Here is a 23,963-nt window from a genome sequence, read left to right as displayed (position 1 = left end):
TTTTTTCTTTAAAGATTATACATCAAAATCTAATACAATTTTAGGAGTTGTAGGAATGGATTGGCAACTTAAAATGAAATTATTATTTAATTCATCTTTTTCTAAAGCATAATTAACTTTCATTTCAACTTTTCCTTCTTTAATTTTACATTTACAGGTGCTACAAACTCCACCTTTACAGGCATAAGGCAAATCGGCACCAGCATTTAGAGCAGCGTCTAGAATATTGTCGTCGTCCTTTTGCATTTCAAAATGAAACTCTTTACCAGCATCTAAAATAGTTATTGAAGTAGAGCCTTTTCTGCTTTGCCTTACTTTATCTACTCTTTTTTTATCGGCTTTTGATAAACCTGTTACAAACAATTCATAATGAATTTTTTCTTTAGGAAAACCTAAATCAGACAATTGGTCACGAATGGTGAAAATCATAGATTCAGGACCGCAAATAAAACATTCATCTATGGTGTTTAGGTTTAAAATGGTATCGGTTAATTGTTTGATTTTTTCTGAGGTAAATCGACCATTAAACAATTCAATATCTCTATTTTCTCGAGTTAGAAAATAGAATAATTCAAATCTTCCAAAGAACTTATTTCTAATCTGCTCTAATTCTTCTTTAAATATAATAGATTTTGCGTTTTTATTCAAATAAAATAGCCTACAATTTGAATTTGGTTCATTTTTTAGGTAGGTTTTAATCATTGATATGATTGGTGTAATACCACTACCAGCAGCAAAAAACAAATAATTTTTGGATTGTTTAGGCTTAGATTTTAAACCAAATTCTCCACTTGGAGGCATGACTTCTATGCTATCTCCTTTTTTTAAATAAGTATTGATATAGGTTGAAAACTTACCATTTGGTATTTGTTTTACAGCTACTTTCCATTCCTTGTCCAGCGGACTGCTACAAAGAGAGTATGATCGTCTTAAATCTTCTTGATTTATCTCTTTTTTTAGGGTTAGGTGTTGACCTGGATTAAACTGAAATTTCTGTTTTAAATCTTCAGGAATATCAAATGAGACAACAGTGCAGTTGTTTGTTTCTTTAGATATTTCTTTAACTTGTAAAGGGTAAAATTTTGACATATCAAATTTATGGTATTCAAAACTAACAAATGTTAGTTTAAAAAGCAAATACACTTTTAAAGATTAACGGTATTTAAAAAATATTGACTTCAGGACTTAATTTAATATCAAAATTTTGAAGTACAGTATTTTGAATTTTTTTTGAGAGTTCTAATATATCTTTACCACAGGCATTGCCATGATTTACAAGAACTAGTGCTTGGCGGTTATGAGTGCCTGCATCGCCATCGCGATAACCTTTTAAACCTGATTGCTCAATTAACCATCCAGCAGGAATTTTTATGCTGTTATTATCAATTTTGTAGTGAGGTATGTTGGGGTGTTGATGTTTGAGTTTTTCAAATTGTAATTTGTTTACAATTGGATTTTTAAAGAAACTTCCAGAGTTACCAATTTGTTTAGGGTCTGGTAGTTTAGATTGTCTTATTGCAATAACGGCTTGAGCAATATCTTTGGGTTGTGGTTTTGAAACTTTCATTTTGTTGAGTTCGTTTTCTATTGCACCGTAGTCTGTTTTTAAATCATGGTGTTTTTTTGTTAATTTAAAACGAACTTTTGTAATGATATAGATATCTTTTAATTCTTGTTTAAACACAGATTGTCTGTAACCAAATTTGCAATCTTGTTTTGTAAATGTTTTTAATGCAAGCGTTTGTCTGTGAATAGCTTCACAAGATACAAATACATCTTTTAATTCTCTACCATAGGCACCAATATTTTGAATAGGAGCAGAGCCAACTTTGCCTGGTATAAGGGCTAGGTTTTCTAAACCGCCAAAACCTTGATTTATAGTCCACATCACAAAATCATGCCAAACTTCACCAGCATCTGCATCAATAATAATGTGATTATTTTTTTCGTCAACTATTTTTTTTCCTTTGGTGTTGATATGAATAACAGTTTTAGAAATATCTTTGGTCAATAGCATATTGCTTCCGCCACCCAAAACAAAAATTTCTTCTGTATAAAAGCGTTTTAAAATATGCTTCAATTCTTCAAAATTTTCTACACTAATATATTGTTTAGCTTTAACATCAATGCCAAAAGTGTTATTGTTTTTGAGAGAAAAGTTTGTTTTAGTAACCATCTATTTTTGATATTCTTCGAGAGCTATTTTCAATAAATTAATAGATTTTATGAGTTTGCTTTGTTCGAGTACATAAGCAATTCGAATTTGATTGAGCCCTGTGTTAGGTGTAGAGTAAAAACCAGCAGCGGGAGCAACCATAATTGTTTCGCCTTCATATTCAAATTTTTCAAGAAGCCATTGAGCAAAATGTTCTGTGTTTTCTACAGGGAGTTCTACAACGCAATAAAAAGCACCTTTTGGGTTAGCTACTTTCACGCCTTTTATGGTTTCAAGACCTTTAACAAGGGTGTTTCGTCTTTTTGTGTATTCTGCATTGATAGATTCAAAATATTGGTCATCAACATCTAACGCGGCTTCGCTGGCAATTTGAGCCAAAGTCGGTGGACTGAGACGAGCTTGAGCAAATTTCATGGCAGTTTTCATCAGGTCTTTATTTTTTGAAACTAAGCATCCGATACGTGCTCCACACATTGAAAATCGTTTTGAAACCGAATCAACCATAATGGCATGGTTTTTTAAGCGTTCAAGACTCATTATAGAGTGGTGTTTATGACCATCATAGGTAAATTCTCTATAAACTTCGTCAGCGAGAATAAAAATATCGTGTTTCAATGCCAAATCAGCTATGGCTTCAATTTCTTCTTTTGTGTATAAATATCCCGTTGGGTTTCCTGGATTACACAGCAAAATGGCTTTGGTTTTATTTGTAATTTTTGATTCAAATTCGGTTATTGGAGGAAGTGCAAAATTATTGTCTAAATTAGAAGTTACAGGTACTACTTTGACTCCACAAGCGGTTGAGAATCCGTTGTAATTTGCGTAAAAGGGTTCGGGTATTATAATTTCATCTCCAAAGTCTGTGATGCTTCCCAGAGCAAAAGACAAGGCTTCACTACCGCCAGTTGTAACAATTAGATTATCTTCGTTTATGTTTATGCCGTTGTTTGAGTAATATCTGACAAGCTTGTTTATATAACTGCTAAATCCTTGGGATGGACTATAAGAAAGGATTTCTATGTCAGTCTCTTTTACAGCATTAATAGCTTTTTGAGGTGTTTTGATGTCGGGTTGACCTATATTTAGATAATAAATATGTTTGCCTTCTTTTAAAGCTTGGTCTGCAAATGGTTGAAGTTTTCGTATTGGTGACTCTGGCATAGAAATCCCTTTACTTGAAATTTTTGGCATATATAATTTTTATTGCGAATTTAAAGTTTTAATTTTTGAATGATTAATTTTTATTTCAAAAGATTTTAGTTTTATCATGTTTATGAAAATAATTTCTTTGACACTATTGATTTTTGTGGTGAGTTTTTCTTCGCTTGCACAAAATTATGATGGATTTATTTTTCACAGACCTGGTAAAAGAAAATATAAAATAAACTTTATTGATTACAACAATCTCATCATTGTTAAGGTTAAACTTAACGGTATTCCAATGAATTTTTTATTAGATACAGGTGTTGATAAAACTGTAGTGTTTGGTTTAGATGATATTAACAACCAAATCAAAAATAATTCAAAAAAAATATTGATTAAGGGCGTTTCTAATGCTAAAACCTATGCTTATAAGATGAAAAATAACGAGCTTGAAATAGGAAAACTTAAAGATACTAACCATACGGTTTATGCTATTTTTGATAAAAGCTTTAATGTGTCTGACAAAATTGGGTATCAGGTTCAAGGAATAATAGGTTATGAGTTTTTTAAAACACTAATTGTGAAAATTAATTATATAAAAAACCACTTAAAAGTATATAATCCTCAATTTTTTAGTAAATCTCTCAACAATTATGAAACACTTGATTTGAAATTGTTTAAACAGAAACCTTACATAAGAACCTCGCTTCAACAATACGATATTTGGCGTGAATTTACATTTCTTATTGATACGGGTTCTGGAGATGCTATTTGGGTTCATCCAAAATCTGATGTTAAAATTCCACCTTTGAGTTTTGATGATATTTTAGGTTATGGATTTGCTGATATGATAAAAGGGAAACGGTCTAAAGCTCAAGCTTTTAAATTAGGTTCAAATCTACTAAAACAACCCAAAATAGCCTATCCAGATAGTTTAGCATATACTGGCGTAAGTTTTGCTAAAAATATAGGGGTTTTGGGTTCTGAAATTTTAAGACGTTTTCATTGGATTTTTGATTATAACAATCTAAAAATCTATTTTAAACCAAATCACGATATAGACAAACCTTTTAATTATGATATGAGCGGTCTAATTTTGAAATATGATGGCTACCAACAAATTGTTCAATACCAACATGTCTTTTCCAGAGCTCAAGTTCAACATGATAATTCAACAGGTTATAACAAAGCACAAACTGTTAAGCCTAAATTGATTATAAAGAAAAGACCAATATTGAAAGTTGGTGCTGTAAGGTTGAATTCATCGGCTTTTGAAGCTGGTTTTATTGCTGGTGACCAAATTCTGAAAATTGAAAGTCGTGCGAGTTATCGGTATGATTTAGAAGAAATATTTGAAATTTTAAGCTCAACAGAAGGCAGAGAAATCAGCTTTGTTATAAAACGCGGTGGTAGAACATACACAAAGTCTTTGACCTTAAGAAGCCGATTAAAAGAAGTTGATGATTAAGGCTTAGGCAAGACGCGACCTTTTAAACTTAATGTATATACACTGGGTTTAGCATCGGTAAAAACAGTTATAGTTTTTCGTATCGGACCTGGATTTTCTGTGTTGTAAATCACAACTAATTTGATTTTTTGACCAGGCTTGATAAGGCTATCATCTAGCTTAAATTCAATATTTCTACTATTAGATTTAAGACTTTTTATGACAACATTTTCTTTGCCAGTATTGGTTATATAAAATTCACACTGTGCATGTTCGCCGTATTTTAATGTCCCATAATCTTTTGAATTTGAATCAAATTCTAATTTGCTGATTTTTTGGGCATAAAAAATACTGGTTATTGATAAAAATAAAATCAAAAAATTTGTTTTCATGCTTTTAAATTGAAATCAAATATACTAAAAAAAATGAAATTCAAAATTTATTGAGATTAACAAAGATTAATTTTACAATTTATTAAGCTTATCTGTATTTTTGTCGCTTAAATAAATAATTTATGGCAATAGCATCGTCTTACCAACCTCATGAAGTAGAGCAAAAGTGGTATAAATATTGGATGGAAAACAATTTTTTTCATTCAGAAATCAATGAGAAACCTTCTTATACCATTGTTATTCCGCCACCAAATGTTACTGGTGTTTTGCACATGGGGCATATGCTCAACAATACCATTCAAGATGTTTTGATAAGACGAGCCAGACTCAAAGGTTATAACGCTTGTTGGGTGCCAGGAACCGATCACGCTTCTATTGCTACAGAAGCTAAAGTGGTTGCAAAACTCAAAACAGAAGGCATCCAAAAATCAGATTTGTCTCGTGATGAATTTTTGAAGCACGCTTGGGATTGGACGCAAAACTATGGTGGTCAAATATTATCTCAGCTCAAACGCCTCGGGGCTTCTTGTGATTGGGATCGCCTTAAATTTACGATGGATGATGATATGTATGAGTCTGTCATTCAGGTTTTTATTGATTTGTATAAAAAAGGCTTGGTTTACAAAGGTCATCGAATGGTAAATTGGGATCCCGAAGCCAAAACCACGCTTTCTGACGAAGAAGTTATCTATGAAGAACAACAGGGGTTATTGTATTATGTTCAATATCCAATAGTTGATAGTGATGAAGTTTTGCAAATTGCGACAACCCGACCAGAAACTATTTTTGGCGATACGGCCATTTGCATCAATCCAAACGACAAACGCTTTACTCATCTTAAAGGAAAAAAAGCTATTGTGCCAATTGTTAACCGCGAAATTCCAATCATTTTTGATGAATATGTCGATATGGAATTTGGAACAGGTTGCTTAAAAATAACGCCAGCTCATGATGAAAATGATAAAGCTATTGGAGAAAGACATCAATTGGAAATTATAGATGTTTTTAATGATGATGCAACTTTAAATGCAAATGCCTTAGATTATCAAGGTCAAGATAGATTTGAAGCTAGAAAAACTTTTGCAAAGGCTTTAAAAGAAGAGGGTTTTTTAATTAAAACTGAAAATTATACCAATAAAATAGGTCTATCAGAACGCACCAAAGCCGTTATTGAACCTAAGTTGTCAGAACAATGGTTTTTAAAAATGAAAGATTTAGCACAACCTGCTCTTGATGCTGTGATGAAAGATGAAACGGTCAAACTGTTTCCTTCTAAATTTAAAAATACCTATAAACATTGGCTTGAAAATGTGAGAGATTGGAATATCTCCCGTCAACTTTGGTGGGGTCACCAAATACCAGCCTATTATCTTAAAACATCCAACGGTGTTGACCGAACAAAATTTGTGGTTGCTAAAAATATTGAAGATGCTATAAAACTCGCTCAAGACAAATTTGATAATTCATCAATTTCAAAAGAAGATTTGATTCAAGATGAAGATAGTTTAGATACTTGGTTTTCGTCTTGGCTTTGGCCAATGTCAGTTTTTGACGGTATAAGACATCCCAATAATGAAGAATTCAAATATTACTATCCAACCAAAGATTTAGTTACTGGTCCAGATATTTTGTTCTTTTGGGTAGCACGAATGATTATGGCAGGTTACGAATTTGCAAATCAAAAACCTTTTGACAATGTCTATCTAACGGGTTTGGTTAGAGACAAACAAGGTCGAAAGATGTCAAAATCTTTAGGAAATTCACCCGATGCTATTGGTTTAATCGATGATTTTGGTGCCGATGGGGTTCGCGTAGGTCTGTTATTGAGTAGTGCTGCTGGCAATGATTTACTTTTTGACGAAGCACTTTGCCAACAGGGAAAATCTTTTGCCAATAAAATTTGGAATGCCTACCGTTTAATTGAATCTTGGGAAGTCGATGAAAACATAAATCAACCTGATGCAGCTAAGATTGGGCTTGATTGGTATTCAAACAAATTTCAAGAATGTCTTCACGAAATTGAAGATCATTACTCAAAATATAGAATTTCAGACGTGTTGATGAGTTGTTACAAGTTGGTTTGGAATGACTTCTGTTCATGGCTTTTAGAAATATTAAAACCTGCTTATCAGCAACCTGTTGATGCTAAAACAAAAGCTACTTGCATTCAATTTTTTGAAGATAATCTTAAACTTTTGCATCCATTCATGCCTTTTATCACAGAAGAACTATGGCAAAACATCAAAACACGCCAAGCTGATGAAGCTTTGATTGTTTCTCAATGGCCAGAACAAAAACCTTTTGATAAGGATATCATCAAAAACTTTGATTTAACTGCAGAAGTTATCACACAGGTTCGATCCATTAGAAAGTCAAAAAATATACCTTTTAAAACTTCAATCGATTTAAAAATAGAAAACAAAGAGAACTTTTCAGCAGAATTTGATTGCGTAATCGAGAAATTAGGACATATTGACAATTTGAGTTACGTCAATGAACAACAGGATGGAGCTTTGAGTTTTAGTGTAAAATCTAATGTTTATTACATACCAGTAGAAGGTTCAATAGATATTGAAGCGGAAAAAGAAAAACTTCAAAAAGATTTAGACTATTATCAAGGTTTCCTGAAATCAGTTGATAAAAAATTGTCTAACAAACGTTTTGTAGATAATGCACCTGAACAAGTGGTAGCTAAAGAAAAACAAAAACAAGCTGATGCCATAGCTAAAATTGAAACTTTAAAAGAAAGTCTTGAAAATTTGAAAGGCTAAAATTATATAACAGATATTATAATCAATTATTAAATTGAATTTTAGAATTTTATAAATGTCAATTTTTTGTTTTGACTATCATCAAAAAATTGAAGTGTATCTTCATAAAATTTATATTGTTTTACGTTTTGAATAGCTTGACTTAAAGCTTGTTCAATTGCCATATTTTCACAAGCCATCAAAGTGCTTCGCATTTGTGAAATATCAATAAAATTGTTTTCACTCAAACTATATCTTCCACTCAATCTGTTGCAACCACCTGAGCCAACTACAAGACTGTCTTGAATTTTAAATATCAAGTGAGCTTCGTTTTGTAAAGTTGTTACATCAATAGGTTTGCCATCAATCTCTATGAGTTTCCAATAGGTTTCAAGCCATTGATTTTTTGAAGATAATTTGTTTAAAATAAAGCGTTCTTCAAGGTTTCCAGAAATTCTTTCACCTTTTTGGTCTAAGACGAAAAGCTTATTTTCACCTACTTGATAAGCCTTTTTTTTACTGCTGTCTAAGTATATTTTACTGCCATTATCATTCCATTTAAATTGACCTTTTGTCAAATAAACGCTATCATTTTTACTCAAATATTTCATTGATTTTGTGTAACTCAAATCTTGATTTAATGTGATTTGAGTTTCTATTCCAATACAATCTGCACAAGGTAAAATACCTTTGTAGGTGCCATTCCAGTCTAAAGCATTTCTGCTGTTGTCTGCTATGGGTAAATTTTTGTCAACTGGTTTGGCTTGATCTGTTGATTTAGGATTGTTGCACGACAATAAACACAGATTGACCAGGCATAGAAATAAGTAAACTTTTCTCATTATCGCAAAAGATTAATAGCTTTAGGTTAAGATTTAACAAATTTAGCCTATTTTAAATAGATTAGACAAACAAGTATAAAAATAGATTATAGAAAGATTTGAAATCAACTATCGATACTCAGGATTTTGAAAACTCCAACGCTTACCGTTGTCCCAATCTTTTCTTGAATTACCATAAGCTGGATAACCATCATTATCTTTTAGGCTAAAAAGGCAATGCACAATCCTAACCTTTCAACGGTTTTAAATAGTTGGATTGTAGTCACACTATTTATAACAAATCCAAAATCTATAATTTTAAATTCTGAATTTCTGAGAAAACCCTAAATAAAGTCAAACAAAACCCCTTTAACTTACATTATTTTAGAAGTATTGATAACGTCTTGAATAGAAATTTGATAATTTTCTGGCAATTTGTTGTGTTTGGGTAAAAGTGCTAAATATCGATCTTGATTAGATTGATAATTATTTCTAAATATAGGGTTCTCTATGGCGTTGATTTCACAAATATCTTCAATCAAATCTTTATGATGTATCAAATCAGAAGAGCCCAAATGAAAAACACCTTGCAAATTTTGATTGATGATATAATGGGTCTGTTGACATATTTTCTTGTCGGTTGTGGCGTTGATAATCACTTTTGGAAACACATCAATAGCTTCATTTAAATCATATAATTTTAAAATTTCTTGAAGTCTTGGCGATGTCTTTCCAAAAACCATGGGCAACCTTAGAATGTTATAATAAGCATTAGGCAAACGCAATAATGCATTTTCAATTTTAATCAAAAACCGACCGTAAATGCTACCTGAAAGGGTTTTGTCGTATTCGTAAGATGGATAATTGGTAAAGGCATCAAACACATTAGACGTTGATATAAACATCAATTTTTTATGGTGTCTCACTACATAACTGATCATTTCTTGATAAGCTTCAACTTGAGCAGAGAAAGCACCTTTAAAACTCGTCAGGATAATATCGGGTTTTACTGCATTTAGAATAGGAGAGATGCTTTCACTTTCAACATTCCACTGATAATATCTCCGATTGGAGTCGTAGCTTTTTTGTGATGTAAAATAGGTTCCAAAAACATCAAAATAAGGATTGAGCTCTTTAAAAAGTGCCTGACCCAAAAATCCGCTTGCTCCAATAATTAGTATTCTCAAAATAAGGGTTTTGGATTTTTAAATGTTGAAAACTTATTTGAATTAGACATTTTTATCATATTGTAATAAAATACAAATATTTATGTTTAATCTTATTATTTTTTAAAATTGTTTTAGGTTCGAGCGAAGTCGAGAACAATTACATCTTGATTCCGCTCGATGCTAAAACATCTGAACAAGTCCAACTTGAGTTGGTCTCGTTCCTATCGAAGTTTTGGTATTGTTTTCATATCAATAAACAAAAAAAAACTTGACCCGAGGTTAAAGTTATAAATATCAAACTTATTTTTTGTAAAACGGCAATTTTACAACTTTAGCACGCACTTGCTTTTTTCTGATTTGAATAAAAATCTTTTGGTCAACCTGATGAAATCCTGTTTTGACATAACCCAATCCAATAGCTTTATTTAAGCTCGGAGATTGTGTGCCAGAAGTAACATAACCAATAGGATTATTATCGGTATCAAGAATAGGATAGTCTTTTCGTGGAATGCCTTTGTCAAGCAATTCAAAAGCGATGAGTTTGCGCTCGACACCTTCTTCTTTTTGTTTTAAAAGATTATCTTTATTGATAAAATCAGTGTTGAATTTTGTAATCCAACCTAATTTAGCTTCAAGTGGTGAAGTGGTTTCATCAATATCATTGCCATAGAGACAAAAGCCCATTTCAAGTCTTAAAGTATCACGTGCAGCCAAACCGATGGGTTTAATGCCATAATCCTTTCCAGCGTCTAAAACTTTGTCCCAAACTTGTTCAGCATTTTCGTTTTTGACATACAATTCAAATCCACCGCTGCCTGTATAACCCGTAGCTGAAATTATGACATCGTCGGCTCCTGCGAATTTAGCTTCTGTGAAATGATAAAATTTAATGGCTGATAAATCAACATCGGTTAGTGCTTGCATAGCTTCAATAGCTTTTGGGCCTTGGACGGCAAGAAGACTGTAATCTTCACTGGCATTTCTCAGTTTGGCGTCAAACGTATTATGGGTGTTTATCCATTTCCAATCTTTATCAATGTTAGATGCATTGACGACAAGGAGAAATTTTTCAGCATTAAATCGGTATATAATTAAATCATCTACGATGCCATTTTTTTCATTTGGCAAACAAGTGTATTGGGCTTGACCATCAACGAGTTTAGAGACATCATTACTGGTGATATATTGTAACAAATCTTGAGTTTCAGGACCTTCTACAAAAAATTCACCCATATGAGAGACATCAAAAACACCAAGATGATTTCTGACGTTTTGGTGTTCAGCATTGACGCCTTCATAACTGACTGGCATTTCATAACCTGCAAAAGGCACCATTTTGGCACCTAAATCAACGTGTTTTTGATATAAAGCTGTTTTGTGCATAATATGTAATTTGGAGCACAAAAATAAGGAGAATATCAAGATAAGCTATGCTTTAGCACTTAATTTATGTATAAGATTAAGGCTAACAACTTTTATTGAAAAGAGGCAAAACTTATTGCTTTACCCCAAGCTTCTTTAAGATATCTTCAAGTAAACACCATTTGGTTAGTGACGATTGCAATAAATTAGCACCGACAAATGCGGTAAACCACAACCAGTTGATGTTGACGTAAACAGCTAATAATAAACTGATTAACACAAAACTTCCAGCAATACCTCTTACCATTCTATTTCTCATAATTATTTGTTTTTAAAAGTTTATATAAATTTTTCTATAGGACAAACCACAGCCCTAATTGGATTATTGGTTTCTATATTTTGATTGTATTCCTCTATGAGTTGAAACAAAGTTTCAATATTTTTATTTTCAGTAAATGAAAAAAACATAACTGATTCACTCGCTCCCTTAATACTAGGAAACCAACTTGATGTTGCTAAAATCTGATTATTATTTTTAAATCCTTCAATTTCAGAACCACTATAACTTTCAATATTAGCTTTTTTAAAAAGCTTGTATATATCTTTTTGATAACTTTCAACAGCTGTAAGAATTACTAATTTCATTTTTGTAATTTTAAAAGGTGTTTATTTTTAATTTAATTATTTGTTTTATTTTTTTCTATGATGTAATAAATCAAAGGAATAACAATAAGTGTCAATACCGTTGAAGCAATTGAACCACCCATAAGTGAAATTGCCAAACCTTGAAATATTGGGTCAAAGAGAATAACAAAAGCCCCAATGACTACCGTTCCTGCGGTCAACAATATCGGTGTTGTTCTTACCGCACCAGATTGTAAAATAGCTTCTTTGAGTGGCATTCCTTCTTTTTGTTTTAGGTTGACAAAATCAATTAAAAGGACAGAATTTCTAACCATAATTCCTGATAGAGCAATCATTCCAATAAATGAAGTTGCTGTAAAAAATGCCCCCAAAATCCAATGCCCTAAAATGATGCCCACTAAAGATAATGGGATGGCAATCATCATCACTATTGGTGCTCTAAAACTTTGAAACCAACCAACGATGAGCATGTAAATGATGATAATGACCCCTAAGAAAGCCATACCTAAATCTCCAAAGACTTCTAAGGTGATTTGCCATTCGCCATCCCATTTTACTGTAAAATCATCGGTGTTTTCAGGAAAACCTATAAATAATTCGTTAACATTGTAGCCTTTTGGCATATCAATAGCTTTGAGCTTGTCTTCCATACCGAGAATGGCATAAACTGGGCTTTCAAGTTTGCCCGCCATATCTGCAGTAACATAAACTACACGGCGTTGATTTTTTCTATTGATACTTTTTTCAATGGTTTTTTTAACGGGTTTAACAAAATCTGAAATTGGATAAGCTACTCCATTTTGAGCAACCACAGGCACATTCAAAACTTTATCAATACTACTTTTACTTGCATCAGAAAGTTTAATAGAAATACTTGTTGGTAAATTGGCATTTTCTTCATAAAGTCTTGCAACGGGTTGATCTTGCATCAAAATATTCAAATTTTGAATAATTTGAGTTTGTTGAATACCTTTGAGTTGGGCTTTTTCTTTATCAATTATCAAATCATATTCTGTTTGTGGAGCTTCTACTTGCCAATCAATATCAACAACATCTTGAGTTTTATTTAAAATAGTTTTGATACTATCCGCCAGTTGAATTTGTTTTTGATAATCTGGACCATAAACTTCAGCAACAATCGTTGACAAAACAGGTGGTCCAGGTGGCACTTCTACAATTTTGATTTGTGCACCAAACTGGTCGGCAATGGCTTTTACGCCAGCTCTAAAATCTTTGGCAATGTCGTGACTTTGAATTGAACGGTCGTTTTTATCGGTTATATTGACTTGTATATCAGATAGATATTTGTTTTGTCTTAGGTCGTAATGTCTGACAAGACCATTAAATGTGATAGGCGATGCTGTGCCAACATAAGATTGATAATTGACCACTTCAGGTCGTTGCCTTACGTATTGGGCAATTTCTTGCGTAACGGCGTTGGTTTGTTCTAATGTGCTACCTTCGGGTAAGTCAATGACAATTTGAAATTCATTTTTATTGTCAAAGGGCAACATTTTGACAATAACGGAATTGGTAAAAAACAAAATAAAAGATGCAAATAAGAGAATGAAAATGATGGCTAAAAATCCCCAGCGTTTGGCTTTACTCTCTAATAATGGTAGCTGTATTTTTTTATAAAACTTATAGATTTTAGAATCTGTAATATCCTTAGGTTTTTCATCTTCAGAAGTTTTTTTGGTTTTCTTTAAAAAAATAAACCCAAGATATGGCACTATGGTCAAAGCAACAAACAAGGATAAAATCATAGCAATTGAAGCACCAATAGGCATCGGACTCATATAAGGTCCCATTAATCCGCTAACAAAAGCCATTGGCAAAACCGACGCAATTACCGTAAGTGTTGCTAAAATGGTGGGATTGCCTACTTCGTTAATAGCATAAATCGCTGCTTTTTTAAAAGGCAGTTGTTTCATTTTAAAATGCCGGTGCATATTTTCAGCGATGATAATAGAGTCGTCAACCACAATACCCGTAACAAAAATTAAGGCAAAAAGCGTGATTCGGTTGAGCGTATAGTCTAAAAGATAATAGCTGAGTAAAGTTAAGGCGAAAGTTACAGGAACCGATAAAAACACGACCAAACCACCACGCCAGCCCATCGCCAACATCACGATAATGGTTACTGCTATGATGGCACCTAACAAGTGTAAAAGCAACCCTGAGACTTTTTGTGATGCGGTTTTACCATAATTCCGAGTAACTTCAACTTGTATGTTATCTGGAATAAATTCTGCTTTATATTGAGCGATGTTGGCTTCTATTTGTTCTGCTAATTGCATAGCATCTGCACCTTTTCGTTTTGCAATAGATAAACTCACAGCAGGATATTCTGAAGGATAATTTTTCTGTTGTGCTGAAGCAGCTCCATATCCAAAAGAAACATAATTTTGTGGTGTAGAAGCCGCATATTTTATCTCTGCAACTTGATGTAAATAAATCGGTTGCTGTCCATTTTGACCCACGATTAATTTTTGAATGTCTTTAATCGAATTAAAAAATTGACCGGTTTTAAGCCTGATACTTTGATTTGCATTGGTCAACTCACCAGTAAATTGGCTTTGGTGATTAGCTTGTAGCAAATTTTGAATTTGAGAAACATTGAGTTTATAGAAGTCGAGCTTTGCAGGATTGATAATAATATCAATTTGCTCACGACGACCGCCAATATCATCAACGATTGAAATATCTTCAATGGTTTCAATTTCATCTTTAAGCGTAAGTGCCACTTTTTTCATTTGCGTGTCATCAACTTCATCGCTCCAAAGGGTTAAATTCATAATTGGCACATCATCAATTGAGCGGGTTTTGACTAATGGTGGCGTAACACCTGCAGGCATTTTGGCCATATTTTTCATCAGTTCGTTGTAAAGTTTTACATACGAACGCTCAATGTCTTCACCCACATAAAACTGAACGATAAGCATCGCTTGTCCACGCATAGAAGTAGAGTGAACATATTTTACACCTGTAACATTTGACACAACTTTTTCTAAAGGCTTGACTACACGCGATTCAACTTCAGATGGACTGGCTCCTGGATAACCTACAAAAATATCAGCCATTGGCACATCGATTTGTGGCTCTTCCTCTCGTGGAATCAAAAACGAGCTGTAAACCCCGATGGCCATAAAAACAATCATCAGTAAGATTGTGATTTTTGAGTCTAAAAATGCTTTGGCTATATTTCCTGCAAATCCTTTTTTCACGATAGTTTTGTTTTGTTATTCTTTAATTTTTACTCCGTTATACAATCTGCCATCGGCATCGATAATGATTTTGTCATTAGCAGAAAGACCAGATAAAACCTCGATAGTTTCTTCATCTGCACTTCCAGTTTTTATCCATCTTAATAAAGCTGTATCACTTTTTCCAACAACGTAAACGCCTTGTAATCCATTTTTTTGAACGATAGCAAAACGTGGAATACGAATTGACGAATTTTCATATTGAGAGTTAGTTTGTGGTGCTTTTACAGATATATTTGCATACATACCAGCTAATGCCTTTTCTGGCTTTTCAGTAAAAATGCTTTTTACAAAGTATTGACTGTTTGAACTTTCTGATGAGTTACTGACTTCAGTGATTTTTCCTGAATAAACTTTACCAATACTCGGTATTTCAATCTGAACGTTTTGCCCTTTTTTGATACTATTGATTTGAGATTCACTCACTGTAGATTTCACTTCAAGTTGATTTGATGATGATAGTGTTAACAAAGGCATTCCTGGCATAGCCATATCTCCAACTTGAATCAACTTTTGACTAATTTTACCAGAAAATGGTGCTTTTATACTGGTGTAACTCATCATAGATTGCACTTGGTTGAGTTGTTGCTTGGCGGACTCTAAACCAGATTGAGCGGATTGGAATTTTAACTCTACTTGTTCAAACTCACTGTCGGATACACTTTTAGATTGTCTTAATCTTTCAAAACGTTTTAGGTTTTTTTGTGCTAAGTCAAATTGTTTTTGAGCTTGATTAACTGCAGCTTGAGCTTGTTTTTTTTGTGCATTGAGCTCTTCGCTGTCAATTTGAATGAGTTTTTGGTTTTTCTGAACCTCATCTCCAACATTGACAAAAATATTTTTCACATAGCCCGCTTGCCGTGTTTTTAAAGTTGACATTTGTTCTGCGCTAAGCATACCACTAAAACTCAAGCCAGAATCATTTGAAGATTCTACAGTTATGGTTTTAACTTGTATAGCTTCAGTTTCATTTTGACCTGAATTAGAATTTTGATTTCCACAGGCATAAAAACTTATTGCCACAAAACTTAATATGATATAAGAAAGTGATTTCATAGGGTTTTACTTTTCAGTTAAAAATTGATAGTATAAAAGGTTATAATTATAATTAAAGACCGATTGAAGGTAAGTCAATTGCATATTGGCATATTTTGTTTCAGCAGTTAAAACATCTGTGGTTTTTTCTAAACCTTCTTCGTAGCGGTTTTTAAGGATACGATAAGCTTCTTTAGATTGTTCTACAGCAATTTTTTGACTATTCATATTTTGCTCAGAAACTTCAATATTTCTGATACTTTGCTTGACGTCATTTTGTTTTTGTTGTAAATAGTTTTGTTGTTCTAATTTGACCTTTTCAGCTTCAGCTTTGGTTTTTTGAAGCTTGGCGATTCTGCTATAACCTTTAAATAAATCCCATTTGAGTTCCGCACCAAAAAAATAGTTATCACTTGATGTGCCAAAAATTTGATCATCAAAAAACTGCAATTGTCCAAACGCATTCAGTTGTGGTAGAAAACTATATTTTTGAGCGTCATGTAGTTTAGAAAAAGACTGTGCTTTAAGTTCAAAAGCTTTGATATCTGAAGTGTTTTCAAGATTGGTAGTTTTTATTGTAGAACCAGTCCATAAATCAATAACTTCAAGCGAATCAATTGGTTTTAAAGTTGCTTCAGACTCATCTTGTATCAATTGCTTTATTTCATCTGAAAGATTTTGGATTTGATTTTGGACTTTTATATGTTGAGTTTCAACTTCAGAAAGTCTAATTTGTGCAGCCAAAAAATCTGCTTTTTGAATCAGCCCTTCATTATAAAAATTTTGTGTTTGATCTTTGTTGATTCGTGCTGTTTTTAAGGCTTTTTTGATGACTTTTTCAGAATCGTAAGCCAATTGCAATTGCATATAAAGGGTCTGAGATTTTAAAATCAAAGCCGATGTTGCATAACTATTTTGAAACTCCTGAGCTTTGTGTGCATATTTTAAAGCTTTGCGTTGAATGAGTTTGTCGATATTTAAAACAGGCTGAGCAATTTCAAAAGTGGTTGTAAAATTTGATAAGGCATCGGGATTGTTTAAGGCGTTGATATCAAAATCACTTTGATTAAAAATACCTTGATTGAGTTTAGAGCTAAAAGCCATAACAGGATTGTTGGTTCTAATCCCTTGATGGCTAAATGAAATCTGAGGTAAAATGGCAGCATTAGTTTCACGGTATTGAGCTTGAGCGATATCAAGACTTTCAGCATTTATTTTAATAGACAAGTTTTTGGACTGAATTGCTGAGGTCAAGCTATCCATAGAAATGGCTTTATAATCTTGAGCCCAAGTTATTTGGAAGAATATTACACTCATTATGCCAAACCAAACTGCTTTCATAATATGAATTTTGCTACAAAAATAGATGATTGGTTCAATTCTATCAGTAACCTATGTTACCCAAAAAAATTATTCAACACTTTTTCTAAAATATGATGATAGTCATTTTTTAAACATTATCTCCGTTCTATTTTTGGCTAAAATTCTTTTTATGAGTGTCATTTATGTTCTCTTAGCCATCAGTACTTTAGTTGCTGTTTTCTTTTTTGTGCTTTTTATCTTTTCGGTAAAAAAGGGACAATACGATGATAGCTACACGCCATCTGTGCGAATGCTGTTTGACGACGAGCTTGTAGATGAAGACTCAGAAAGTGATGAAAAACCTGTTAACGAAACACAATAAATTATGGAATTAGAACGGTTTCACTACGATAATAAAATCGTAAAAAACTTTATTTACGCTACCATTGTTTGGGGCGTTGTTGGCATGTCAGTTGGTTTGCTGGTGGCTTATTTGTATTTATTCCCAAATTTAACTGAAGGTATTCCATGGTTAAGCTATGGGCGAATTAGACCTTTGCATACCAATGCGGTTATTTTTGCTTTTGTAGGTAACGCTATTTTTGCTGGGGTTTATTACTCTACTCAACGTTTATTAAAAGCAAGAATGGCAAGCGACTTTTTGAGTAAATTAAATTTTTGGGGTTGGCAGGCTGTTATAGTAGCAGCAGCTATTACTTTGCCATTAGGTTATTCAACTTCAAAGGAATATGCTGAACTTGAATGGCCAATCGATATTATGATTGCTTTGGTTTGGGTGGCTTTTGGTGCTAACCTTATTTGGACAATGCTTAAACGTCGTCAGCGACATTTGTATGTGGCAATTTGGTTTTATATCGCCACATTTGTAACAGTTGCTGTGCTTCATATTTTTAACAGTTTAGCATTGCCCGTAGATTTCTTAAAAAGTTATTCTGCCTATGCTGGCGTTCAAGATGCATTGGTGCAATGGTGGTACGGACATAATGCTGTGGCGTTTTTCTTAACAACACCATTCTTAGGCTTGATGTATTATTTTGTGCCTAAAGCCGCTAATCGTCCTATTTATTCTTATAAATTATCCATTATTCACTTTTGGTCATTGATTTTTATTTATATCTGGGCTGGACCTCACCATTTGTTATATTCAGCCTTACCAGATTGGGCACAAAATCTCGGTGTTGTTTTTTCAGTAATGTTGATAATGCCATCTTGGGGCGGTATGATAAACGGGCTCTTGACTTTACGTGGTGCTTGGGATAAAGTGCGGCAAGATCCTATTCTTAAATTTATGGTTGTAGCTATCACGGGTTATGGTATGGCAACATTTGAAGGACCGATGTTATCGCTTAAAAATGTAAATGCTATTGCTCACTTTACCGATTGGATCATTGCTCACGTTCACGTTGGAGCTTTGGCTTGGAATGGCTTTTTAACCTTCGGGATGTTGTATTGGTTGATTCCAAGACTATACAAAACAAAACTTCACTCAATAGGTTTGGCTAATGTGCATTTTTGGCTTGGAACACTTGGTATTGTCCTTTATGCTTTACCGATGTATGTGGCTGGATTTGTTCAAGCTTTTATGTGGAAACAATTCAATCCTAGCGGAACTCTGGTTTACGGTAATTTCTTAGAAACGGTAAACGAAATTATGCCAATGTATTGGATGCGTGCTATTGGTGGTAGCTTATATATTTTAGGGGTTTTTGTGATGCTTTATAATGTATGGCGAACAGTAGCTTCTGGATCTAAAGTTGAAGACGAGTTGGCTGAAGCCGCAGCATTAGTTAAAATTACTAAACGTCAAAAATCGGAAACTTTTCACACATGGTTAGAACGCAAACCTGTCAAGCTAACTATTTTGGCTACAATAGCGATTTTAATTGGTGGGGCAGTGCAAATTATTCCAACCATTATGGTTGATTCTAACGTTCCAACCATCAGCTCTGTTAAGCCTTACACACCTTTAGAATTAGAAGGTCGTGATATTTATATCCGTGAAGGTTGCGTGGGTTGTCACTCCCAAATGATAAGACCGTTTAGAAGCGAAGTCGAACGATATGGCGAATACTCTAGAGGTGGCGAATACGTTTACGACAGACCATTTTTATGGGGAAGTAAACGAACTGGACCAGATTTGTTGAGAGTAGGTGGCAAGTATAATGACAATTGGCATTTTAATCATATGTATAATCCGAGCAGTACATCGCCTGGCTCTATTATGCCTAAATATCCTTGGCTAATTAGAAATAAATTAGACAAATCTGATATAGAATCTAAAATGAAAACTTTGGTAAAACTTGGCGTACCTTACACTGATGAGCAAATTGCTAATGCCCAAACAGCAATGGAGAAACAAGGACAAACCATTGAAGAAAACCTATACACTGACCCAGATTTTGTAAAAACGTATGAAGCCGATAAAAAAGCAGCTCAAGATAGTGGTCGGGAGTTTGTGGAAATGAAAGATAGAGAAATTGTAGCACTTATTGCCTATCTACAACGTCTTGGTACGGATATTAAAAAAGCAACAGAAGACAAATCGACAGCTTCTAATTAATATAAAACCTTGAATCAATGAAATTTGCAAAACAATATTTAGAAACCATAGATGGGGTTGAAATCTACCCCATTATCACCTTGCTCATTTTCTTTAGCTTCTTTGTAGTGTTATTTTGGTGGGTGCTTACCACTTCAAAACAGCAAAGCAAAGCAATGAGTGAGATGCCTTTAGAAAACAACCCAAAAGACGAAGACCAATGAGAACAACTGCATCATATTTTAGAGTTATAGCTCTTGTAGTTATAGCCATTATCGGAACCGAATATTTCACGGATTTGCCCAAAGGTGAATATGCTATATTTGTAAATCCCTTTGCTGCACTTTTTGTATTTATGGTTTTAATTGTTGCCATAGCTATTGAAGTTACAGTGGCAGCTTTAAATAAAATCTTGTATTTGTCTTTATCTGAAGATAAGAAGAAAGCCTATGACAAAGCTCAAGCTGAAAGATCGACTTATTTCTCAAGAAAGGTAGAAAGATTGATGCAAGCTTTGACAAAAAGTAAAAAAATTGAAGAAGAACACGAGATAGAACTCGACCATAATTACGACGGTATTCGTGAACTTGACAACCGATTACCGCCTTGGTGGGTTTACAGTTTTTATATCACTATCATTTTTGCTGTCGTTTATTTGATTCGTTTTGAAGTATTTAATGATTACGATCAAGAAGAAGAATACCTGACTGAAGTGGCTGAAGCTGAAGCAGCTATTGAAAAATGGAAAGAAACTGCCAAGGACTTTGTCAATGCTGAAAATGTTACTATGCTTGAAGATGAAGCACGCATTCAAAACGGGAAACAAATTTTTGTTCAAAACTGTGTAGCTTGTCACAAAATTGATGGTGGTGGCGGTATTGGGCCTAATTTGACAGATGAATATTGGATTCTTGGTGGCGGTATCAAAAATATATTTAATACCATAAGTGAAGGTGGACGTTCTGGCAAAGGTATGGTGGCTTGGAAAAATACTCTTTCACCATCTGAAATGCATGAAGTTGCAAGTTATGTTATGACTCTTCAAGGGACAACACCTGCAGAACCAAAAGAACCACAAGGTGAAATTTGGAAGCCTGAAAATGAAAAATAATTAATTTAAAGATGTATAATGGCTGACGAAAATTTTAGAGATAGTATTGGTACCATCACCGATGACGGCAAACGTCAATGGATTTATCCTAAAAAACCAAAAGGGATTTTTTACAAATACCGTAAATGGGTAAGCTATTTCTTGTTATTGTTTTTGTTTGCTTCGCCATTTATTAAAATTAATGGCAATCAGTTTTTGCTTTTCAATGTATTGGAGCGTAAGTTTAATATTTTTGGATTTCCTTTTTGGCCACAAGATTTTTATTTAGTGGTGATTGCTATGCTGATTGGTGTTGTGTTTATTACACTTTTTACAGTGGCTTTTGGACGTATATTTTGTGGATGGATTTGCCCACAAACCATTTTTTTGGAAATGGTCTTTAGACGCATAGAATATGCTATTGAAGGCGACCGCGGTAAACAAATCCGCTTAGATAAAATGCCGTGGAACAAAGAAAAAATCATAAAAAAAAGTAGCAAATGGTTTGTGTTTTATATCATATCATTTTTAATTGCTAATGTTTTTTTAGCGTATTTAATTGGTAGTGATGAACTCTTAAAGTATGTATCAGAAGGACCTCAAGCACATCTCGGAACTTTTATACCACTAATTATTTTCTCGTTTGTTTTCTACTTTATTTTTGCTTGGTTCAGAGAACAAGTTTGCATTATTGCTTGTCCTTATGGACGTTTACAAGGCGTTTTACTCGACAACAAATCTATAGTTGTGGCTTATGACCACAAGCGTGGTGAAGCTGAAAAAGGCCGTAAAAAATTCAGAAAAAATGAAGATAGAACAGCATTAGGTTATGGCGATTGCATTGATTGCAACCAGTGTGTACACGTTTGCCCTACAGGTATTGACATCAGAAACGGCACACAATTAGAATGTGTAAACTGCACGGCTTGTATAGATGCCTGTGATGACATTATGGAAAAGGTAGATTTGCCTAAGGGATTAATCCGATATGCCAGTGAAGATAATATCACTAAAAAAGCCAAATTTCAATTTACACCACGATTGAAAGCCTATACAGGAGTGTTAACAATATTAGTTGGTCTATTGGTTGGTTTACTTTTTATAAGAAGTAATATTGAAGCTGATATTCTACGCTTGCCAGGTCAACTTTACGAAACCACCGCTGAAGGTAATTTAAGCAACGTTTACACTTATAAATTGGTCAATAAAACCACACATCCTATGGATAGCATAAGCTTTAAATTGCTTTCTCATCAAGGTAAAATCAAGTTAGTCAAAGGAGATTATTTTAATGTCCCAGAAGCAGGATTGTCTGAAGGCACTTTATTTATAGAAATTCCAAAATCTGAAATTGATGGAGAAGAAAACACTTTGAAAATAGGAGTTTATAAAGGTGATGAATTGATTGAAAAAACCAGTACTAACTTTATGGGACCAAGGTCTTTTTATTAAAAACAAAAATTATGAAACTGAATTGGGGAACATCTATTGTTATTGCTATGGTACTATTTATAAGCTTTATTATGTATATGGTTATTACTATGACGACACAAAAAGCCTATGATCATGACTTGGTTGTTGATGAATATTATAAAAAAGAAATGACATTCAATGACAAGTTGCAAAAAATAGAAAATGGTAAATTGTACGCATCTGAAATTAAATTTACAGCTAATCAAGGAGGCTTACTACTTAATTTTCCAAAAGAATTACAAGATATAGAAAAAATTGATGTTTATGGCTATCGTGCTTCCGATAAAGATTTAGATTTCAATAGCTCAATAAAACTGAATAGCCAAGGAGAAACTTTAGTCAATCGACCATTAGATAGAGGTTTATGGGAGTTTACCTTAGCTTTTTCTCACGGTGGTAAAGAATATCTTATCACAAAATCTTTTAATATTCAATAATGTTGTGGTCGGCTTTTATATTAGGTTTGGTTGGGAGTTTGCACTGTGTAGGGATGTGTGGACCAATAGCCTTTATGTTGCCTGTTAGCCATGATCAACCCTTAAAAAAAGGCTTTCAAATCGGTTTATATCATCTTGGGCGAATTTCTGCTTATGCCATTATTGGTTTGGTTTTTGGGCTTGTTGGTCAAGGTTTTATCGCTTTTGGTTATCAACAACATATTTCAATTGCAGTTGGGGTTTTAATGATTATTTTGGTTTTGATTCCACAATCTTATATCAAGCCACTTGGAATTTTTAGACCTTTTTTTAGATTTATCAATAGCATTAAATCTGAATTAGGAAAAGCTTTGCACAAAAAATCTTACGATACTTTTTATAGTCTTGGCTTTCTTAATGGTTTTTTGCCCTGCGGGTTGGTTTATATGGCTGTAGTTGGTGCTTTCGCCACCGAAGGTTTTGGTGGTAGTGTGCTCTATATGGCTTTGTTTGGACTCGGTACAATTCCCATGATGACAAGCGTGGTTTACGCTCAATCTTTCATCAAAAAGCATTTACGATTTAATTATAAAAAGCTGATTCCTATAGCTGTGGTGATTGTTGGTGTTTTGTTTATTCTACGTGGTATGGGTTTAGGAATCAAATACATTTCGCCAAAACTTGACCCGCAAACTGAGCAAGTTGAAGCTAACATAGAGTGTCATTAGTCATTGCCCTAACACCGTTTCAATCGCTTCAGCTAATTCAAAATCTTTTTCAGTAACGCCATCAGCATCATGTGTTGACAGTGAAATATTGACAGAATTATAGGTATTAGACCAAGTTGGGTGATGTTGAAGGCGTTCAGCTTCAAAGGCAATACGCGTCATCGCCGTAAAAGCATTTTTAAAATCCT

General features: G+C 33.5%; 22 protein-coding genes. 9 read left to right on the top strand and 13 right to left on the bottom strand.

Annotated features, from left to right (window positions below):
• Positions 1–15 precede the first annotated feature (15 nt).
• From ACSSV5_RS04790 to ACSSV5_RS04780, 3 genes are all read right to left on the bottom strand, one after another.
• Positions 16–1,089 carry a 2Fe-2S iron-sulfur cluster-binding protein gene (locus tag ACSSV5_RS04790; protein WP_454244989.1) on the bottom strand — a complete coding sequence of 358 codons (1,074 nt, stop codon included), beginning with the start codon at positions 1,087–1,089 and terminating at the stop codon, positions 16–18.
• A 73-nt stretch (positions 1,090–1,162) separates the two neighbouring features.
• Positions 1,163–2,176 (bottom strand): UDP-N-acetylmuramate dehydrogenase, encoded by a 1,014-nt coding sequence (murB, locus tag ACSSV5_RS04785; RefSeq protein ID WP_454244988.1) that lies wholly within the window; start codon positions 2,174–2,176, stop codon positions 1,163–1,165.
• Positions 2,177–3,367, bottom strand: coding sequence for a pyridoxal phosphate-dependent aminotransferase (locus ACSSV5_RS04780; RefSeq protein ID WP_211065953.1), 1,191 nt, complete (start codon positions 3,365–3,367; stop codon positions 2,177–2,179).
• Positions 3,368–3,449: 82 nt separating this feature from the next.
• Between ACSSV5_RS04780 and ACSSV5_RS04775 the strand changes: the two genes are divergently transcribed.
• The gene (locus tag ACSSV5_RS04775; RefSeq protein WP_454244987.1) at positions 3,450–4,787 is read left to right on the top strand and encodes an aspartyl protease family protein; all 1,338 of its coding nucleotides are present in this window, start codon (positions 3,450–3,452) and stop codon (positions 4,785–4,787) included.
• Here ACSSV5_RS04775 and ACSSV5_RS04770 read toward each other — a convergent pair.
• Positions 4,784–5,158, bottom strand: coding sequence for a DUF1573 domain-containing protein (locus ACSSV5_RS04770; RefSeq protein ID WP_454244986.1), 375 nt, complete (start codon positions 5,156–5,158; stop codon positions 4,784–4,786). The two genes, ACSSV5_RS04775 and ACSSV5_RS04770, sit on opposite strands and share 4 nt — an antisense overlap.
• A 122-nt stretch (positions 5,159–5,280) precedes the next feature.
• Between ACSSV5_RS04770 and ACSSV5_RS04765 the strand changes: the two genes are divergently transcribed.
• Positions 5,281–7,929 (top strand): valine--tRNA ligase, encoded by a 2,649-nt coding sequence (locus ACSSV5_RS04765; RefSeq protein ID WP_454244985.1) that lies wholly within the window; start codon positions 5,281–5,283, stop codon positions 7,927–7,929.
• A gap of 41 nt (positions 7,930–7,970) precedes the next feature.
• Here the strand turns inward: ACSSV5_RS04765 and ACSSV5_RS04760 are convergent, their stop codons facing one another.
• The 8 genes from ACSSV5_RS04760 to ACSSV5_RS04725 form a co-directional block, all read right to left on the bottom strand.
• Positions 7,971–8,750, bottom strand: a complete 780-nt coding sequence (locus tag ACSSV5_RS04760) for a copper resistance protein NlpE N-terminal domain-containing protein (RefSeq protein ID WP_454244984.1) — start codon at positions 8,748–8,750, stop codon at positions 7,971–7,973.
• A 353-nt stretch (positions 8,751–9,103) separates the two neighbouring features.
• Complete coding sequence (locus ACSSV5_RS04755) at positions 9,104–9,916, bottom strand: sugar nucleotide-binding protein (protein ID WP_371815929.1); 813 nt, start codon at positions 9,914–9,916, stop codon at positions 9,104–9,106.
• A 282-nt stretch (positions 9,917–10,198) separates the two neighbouring features.
• A complete protein-coding gene (gcvT, locus tag ACSSV5_RS04750; protein ID WP_454244983.1) occupies positions 10,199–11,281 on the bottom strand; it encodes a glycine cleavage system aminomethyltransferase GcvT in 1,083 nt (360 codons plus the stop codon).
• Between the two features lie 112 nt (positions 11,282–11,393).
• Positions 11,394–11,579, bottom strand: a complete 186-nt coding sequence (locus ACSSV5_RS04745; RefSeq protein ID WP_211065959.1) for a YgaP family membrane protein — start codon at positions 11,577–11,579, stop codon at positions 11,394–11,396.
• Between the two features lie 20 nt (positions 11,580–11,599).
• On the bottom strand, positions 11,600–11,905 hold the full coding sequence (locus tag ACSSV5_RS04740; RefSeq protein ID WP_211065960.1) for a hypothetical protein: 306 nt from the start codon (positions 11,903–11,905) through the stop codon (positions 11,600–11,602).
• 32 nt (positions 11,906–11,937) lie between these two features.
• On the bottom strand, positions 11,938–15,132 hold the full coding sequence (locus ACSSV5_RS04735; RefSeq protein WP_454244982.1) for an efflux RND transporter permease subunit: 3,195 nt from the start codon (positions 15,130–15,132) through the stop codon (positions 11,938–11,940).
• A 15-nt stretch (positions 15,133–15,147) separates the two neighbouring features.
• Entirely contained in the window at positions 15,148–16,227 is a 1,080-nt protein-coding gene (locus ACSSV5_RS04730) for an efflux RND transporter periplasmic adaptor subunit (protein ID WP_454244981.1), read from the bottom strand.
• A gap of 6 nt (positions 16,228–16,233) precedes the next feature.
• On the bottom strand, positions 16,234–17,547 hold the full coding sequence (locus tag ACSSV5_RS04725; RefSeq protein WP_454244980.1) for a TolC family protein: 1,314 nt from the start codon (positions 17,545–17,547) through the stop codon (positions 16,234–16,236).
• Between the two features lie 151 nt (positions 17,548–17,698).
• On the opposite strand from ACSSV5_RS04725, the gene ccoS reads away from it, so the two are divergent.
• From ccoS to ACSSV5_RS04690, 7 genes are read left to right on the top strand one after another with little or no spacing between them, the layout of a single operon-like run.
• Positions 17,699–17,890, top strand: a complete 192-nt coding sequence (gene ccoS, locus ACSSV5_RS04720) for a cbb3-type cytochrome oxidase assembly protein CcoS (RefSeq protein ID WP_211066815.1) — start codon at positions 17,699–17,701, stop codon at positions 17,888–17,890.
• A 3-nt stretch (positions 17,891–17,893) separates the two neighbouring features.
• Complete coding sequence (ccoN, locus tag ACSSV5_RS04715; protein WP_454244979.1) at positions 17,894–20,089, top strand: cytochrome-c oxidase, cbb3-type subunit I; 2,196 nt, start codon at positions 17,894–17,896, stop codon at positions 20,087–20,089.
• Positions 20,090–20,106: 17 nt separating this feature from the next.
• The gene (locus ACSSV5_RS04710) at positions 20,107–20,292 is read left to right on the top strand and encodes a CcoQ/FixQ family Cbb3-type cytochrome c oxidase assembly chaperone (RefSeq protein WP_211065965.1); all 186 of its coding nucleotides are present in this window, start codon (positions 20,107–20,109) and stop codon (positions 20,290–20,292) included.
• Positions 20,289–21,179, top strand: coding sequence for a cbb3-type cytochrome c oxidase N-terminal domain-containing protein (locus ACSSV5_RS04705; protein ID WP_454244978.1), 891 nt, complete (start codon positions 20,289–20,291; stop codon positions 21,177–21,179). Before ACSSV5_RS04710 ends, ACSSV5_RS04705 begins: the two co-directional genes overlap by 4 nt.
• Positions 21,180–21,197: 18 nt before the next feature.
• Positions 21,198–22,610 carry a cytochrome c oxidase accessory protein CcoG gene (gene ccoG, locus ACSSV5_RS04700; RefSeq protein WP_454244977.1) on the top strand — a complete coding sequence of 471 codons (1,413 nt, stop codon included), beginning with the start codon at positions 21,198–21,200 and terminating at the stop codon, positions 22,608–22,610.
• Positions 22,611–22,621: 11 nt separating this feature from the next.
• A complete protein-coding gene (locus ACSSV5_RS04695) occupies positions 22,622–23,068 on the top strand; it encodes a FixH family protein (protein WP_211065967.1) in 447 nt (148 codons plus the stop codon).
• Complete coding sequence (locus ACSSV5_RS04690; protein WP_454244976.1) at positions 23,068–23,775, top strand: sulfite exporter TauE/SafE family protein; 708 nt, start codon at positions 23,068–23,070, stop codon at positions 23,773–23,775. Before ACSSV5_RS04695 ends, ACSSV5_RS04690 begins: the two co-directional genes overlap by 1 nt.
• Here ACSSV5_RS04690 and ACSSV5_RS04685 read toward each other — a convergent pair.
• Positions 23,776–23,963: 4a-hydroxytetrahydrobiopterin dehydratase (locus tag ACSSV5_RS04685; protein WP_454244975.1), on the bottom strand; the 188-nt coding region annotated here is incomplete at its 5' end.

This window comes from Psychroflexus sp. MBR-150 (genome assembly GCF_053628795.1).
The sequence above is the reverse complement of the archived record's forward strand: the minus strand, read 5'-3'. Positions and strand labels throughout refer to the sequence as shown.

Coding starts and splice junctions, on each gene's coding strand:
- ACSSV5_RS04790 (WP_454244989.1), bottom strand. CDS start 1,089: ATGTCAAAATTTTACCCTTTACAAGTTAAAGAAATATCTAAAGAAACA.
- murB (WP_454244988.1), bottom strand. CDS start 2,176: ATGGTTACTAAAACAAACTTTTCTCTCAAAAACAATAACACTTTTGGC.
- ACSSV5_RS04780 (WP_211065953.1), bottom strand. CDS start 3,367: ATGCCAAAAATTTCAAGTAAAGGGATTTCTATGCCAGAGTCACCAATA.
- ACSSV5_RS04775 (WP_454244987.1), top strand. CDS start 3,450: ATGAAAATAATTTCTTTGACACTATTGATTTTTGTGGTGAGTTTTTCT.
- ACSSV5_RS04770 (WP_454244986.1), bottom strand. CDS start 5,158: ATGAAAACAAATTTTTTGATTTTATTTTTATCAATAACCAGTATTTTT.
- ACSSV5_RS04765 (WP_454244985.1), top strand. CDS start 5,281: ATGGCAATAGCATCGTCTTACCAACCTCATGAAGTAGAGCAAAAGTGG.
- ACSSV5_RS04760 (WP_454244984.1), bottom strand. CDS start 8,750: ATGAGAAAAGTTTACTTATTTCTATGCCTGGTCAATCTGTGTTTATTG.
- gcvT (WP_454244983.1), bottom strand. CDS start 11,281: ATGCACAAAACAGCTTTATATCAAAAACACGTTGATTTAGGTGCCAAA.
- ACSSV5_RS04745 (WP_211065959.1), bottom strand. CDS start 11,579: ATGAGAAATAGAATGGTAAGAGGTATTGCTGGAAGTTTTGTGTTAATC.
- ACSSV5_RS04740 (WP_211065960.1), bottom strand. CDS start 11,905: ATGAAATTAGTAATTCTTACAGCTGTTGAAAGTTATCAAAAAGATATA.
- ACSSV5_RS04730 (WP_454244981.1), bottom strand. CDS start 16,227: ATGAAATCACTTTCTTATATCATATTAAGTTTTGTGGCAATAAGTTTT.
- ACSSV5_RS04725 (WP_454244980.1), bottom strand. CDS start 17,547: ATGAAAGCAGTTTGGTTTGGCATAATGAGTGTAATATTCTTCCAAATA.
- ccoS (WP_211066815.1), top strand. CDS start 17,699: ATGAGTGTCATTTATGTTCTCTTAGCCATCAGTACTTTAGTTGCTGTT.
- ccoN (WP_454244979.1), top strand. CDS start 17,894: ATGGAATTAGAACGGTTTCACTACGATAATAAAATCGTAAAAAACTTT.
- ACSSV5_RS04710 (WP_211065965.1), top strand. CDS start 20,107: ATGAAATTTGCAAAACAATATTTAGAAACCATAGATGGGGTTGAAATC.
- ACSSV5_RS04705 (WP_454244978.1), top strand. CDS start 20,289: ATGAGAACAACTGCATCATATTTTAGAGTTATAGCTCTTGTAGTTATA.
- ccoG (WP_454244977.1), top strand. CDS start 21,198: ATGGCTGACGAAAATTTTAGAGATAGTATTGGTACCATCACCGATGAC.
- ACSSV5_RS04695 (WP_211065967.1), top strand. CDS start 22,622: ATGAAACTGAATTGGGGAACATCTATTGTTATTGCTATGGTACTATTT.
- ACSSV5_RS04690 (WP_454244976.1), top strand. CDS start 23,068: ATGTTGTGGTCGGCTTTTATATTAGGTTTGGTTGGGAGTTTGCACTGT.